The organism is Baekduia sp., from assembly GCF_035996765.1.
In the GTDB taxonomy this organism is placed as follows: Bacteria; Actinomycetota; Thermoleophilia; order Solirubrobacterales; family Solirubrobacteraceae; genus Baekduia.
This window is the reverse complement of record NZ_DASYJG010000058.1, coordinates 1-2,627: the sequence shown is the minus strand read 5'-3', so window position 1 is coordinate 2,627 and position 2,627 is coordinate 1. Positions and strand designations below refer to the sequence as shown.

Here is a 2,627-nt window from a genome sequence, read left to right as displayed (position 1 = left end):
CTTCCTCATCCGCAAGCGCGTCCTCGAGTACGACGACGTCATGAACGAGCAGCGTCGCGTCGTCTACCAGTACCGCGACGAGGTGCTGGAGGGTCGCGACATGGGCCCGGTCGCGCGCGAGAACGTCTCTGACGTCATCCGTCGCGTGGTCGACGAGTACACGGTCTCGGAGTTCATCGAGGACTGGGACCTCGATGGCCTCTTCACCGCGCTGACCGACATCTTCCCGGTGGGCTTCGCGCCCGACAGCCTCGATCGCGTCAACGAGCGCGAGGAGCTCGTCGAGATGCTCGTCGACGACGCGCAACGGCTCTACACCGCTCGCGAGGAGGAGCTCGGCGAGGAGCTCATGCGGGCGCTGGAGCGCTACCTGCTGCTGCAGATCATCGACAACAAGTGGCGCGAGCACCTCTACGACATGGACTACCTGCGCGAGGGCATCCACCTCCGCGGGTTCGCGCAGATCGATCCGCTCGTCGCCTACAAGAACGAGGCCTACGAGCTCTTCACCGACTTGATGAACTCGATCTGGGCCGACTTCTCCCGGATGATCTTTCACGTCGAGGTCGAGGTCGAGGGCACCGACGCGCCGGCGCTCCCGCAGGGCGGCGGCGGGGTGGGCGGACCGAGGTCCATCCAGTACACCGGCGGCGTCGGCACCCAGCAGCCCAGCGCGCTGCAGGCCGCGGCGGCCGCGGGCGGCTTCGTCGATGCAGGGCAGGCGATCGAGGGCACCGGGGGCAACGGCGAGGTCGACCCGGAGGACGCGACCCCGATCATCCAGCAGCGCCGCGTCGACGAGCACGACACCATCGGGCGCAACGACCCGTGCTGGTGTGGCTCAGGCAAGAAATATAAGAAGTGCCACGGCGCCTAGCGCTTCATGGCGACGTCGACAGACACACCCATCCCGCAGCGCATCGCCGCCATCCAGGCGAGCTTCGACATGCTCCGCCAGGGCACCGACCCTGACGCGCTTGCCGCGTCGGTCGCCTCACTGGAGCAGCAGATGCAGGTCGAGGGCTTCTGGGATGACGCTTCGGCCGCGGCGAAGGTCAACACGGAGTACGCGCGCACCACGCGCAAGTTGAAGTCCTTCCAGGAGTTGTCCACCGACATCGAGGATCTCGAGGGGCTCGTCGAGCTCGCCGAGGAAGACGACGAGCTGGCCGATGAGCTCGAGGAGCAGCTTGCCTCGCTGGAGCGTCGCCTCGGCGCGTTGGAGGAGGAGCGGCTCTTCTCTGGTCCCTACGACGCGGGCGACGCGCTGGTCACCGTCAACGCGGGTGCCGGCGGAACGGACGCCCAGGACTGGGCCGAGATGGTCTTGCGCATGATGATGCGCTGGGCCGAGTCGCGCGGCTTCAAGGTTGAGCTGCTGGAGGCCAGCGCGGGGGAGGAGGCGGGCATCAAGTCCGCGACCTTCCGTGCCGCCGGCGAAAACGCCTACGGGTTGTTCAACGCCGAGCAGGGCGTCCACCGCCTCGTGCGGATCTCGCCGTTCGATGCCCAGTCGCGCCGTCAGACCGCCTTTGCGGGCGTCGAGGTCGCGCCGGTCATCGAGGACACCGGCGACGTCGAGATCGACTCCGACGACCTGCAGATCGACACCTATCGCGCGTCGGGCGCCGGCGGTCAGCACGTCAACAAGACCGACTCGGCGGTCCGCATCACCCACCGCCCGTCCGGCATCGTCGTGCAGTGCCAGAACGAGCGCTCGCAGTCGGCCAACAAGGCGACCGCGATGGCCATGCTGCGCGCCAAGCTGATCGAGCGCCAGGAGCGCGAGCGCCAGGCGGAGATCGCCCGCGAGCGCGGCGAGGCGCAGGACGTCAACTTCGGCTCGCAGATCCGCTCCTACGTGCTGCACCCGTACACGATGGTCAAGGACCACCGGACCGACTACGAGGTGGGCAACGCGGCCGGCGTGCTCGACGGTGACCTCGACGGGTTCGTGCGCGCGGCGCTCGAGGCCAACGCGAAGTCGGCCGGCGCCGCATGACCGACCAGATCGATGACGTCGGCACGCCGCCCGCGCTGACGCCCGCCGAGCAGCCGCGCGCCCCGTACCTCGAGGCCGTGATGGCCTACGCGTCGCGCGGCTCGACCCGCTTCCACGTGCCCGGCCACAAGGGCGGCGCGGGTGCCGACCCCGGGCTGGTGTCCGCCATCGGGCTCTCCGCGCTGTCGGCCGACGTCCCGGCCGACATCGAGGGGATCGACCTCGGACCCAAGCCGACGCCCTACGAGCGGGCCGAGGCGCTGATGGCCGAGGCGCACGGCGCGCTGCGCTCGTGGTTTCTCACCAACGGCGCCACCCAGGGCAACCACGCGCTCGCGCTCGCCCTGGCCCCGCCGGGCAGCGTCGTCGTGGCCCAGCGCAACGCCCACGCGTCGCTGGTCGACGGGCTCGTCCTGTCCGGGGGGCTGCCGCACTTCGTCGCACCGGCCTACGACGAGCGGCTCGCGATGGCCCACGGCGTCACGCCACAGGCCCTGCGCGACGCCATCGCGCAGGCGGGCGAGCGCAGCCAGACGCCAGTCCGCGCCGCGTTCATCACCTCACCGACCTACTACGGCATGGTCGCCGACGTCGCCGGATGCGCCGCGGTCGCCCACGAGGCCGG

Annotated in this window: 2 protein-coding genes and 1 pseudogene; all 3 read left to right on the top strand. The window is 70.0% G+C overall.

All coding sequences use genetic code 11. The annotated features are described in order from the left end of the window. A partial coding sequence (locus VGO10_RS13300) for an SEC-C metal-binding domain-containing protein (RefSeq protein ID WP_327469063.1) occupies positions 1-877 on the top strand: 877 nt, incomplete at its 5' end. Positions 878-883: 6 nt separating this feature from the next. After that, the gene (prfB, locus tag VGO10_RS13295; RefSeq protein ID WP_327469061.1) at positions 884-2,002 is read left to right on the top strand and encodes a peptide chain release factor 2; all 1,119 of its coding nucleotides are present in this window, start codon (positions 884-886) and stop codon (positions 2,000-2,002) included. Next, positions 1,999-2,627 (top strand): annotated as a pseudogene (locus VGO10_RS13290) (amino acid decarboxylase); the annotation flags it as partial. The gene prfB and the pseudogene VGO10_RS13290, both read left to right, overlap by 4 nt.

What these genes read in the sequence shown, in the direction of transcription:
- prfB (WP_327469061.1), top strand. Translation starts at nt 884, where the DNA reads ATGGCGACGTCGACAGACACACCCATCCCGCAGCGCATCGCCGCCATC.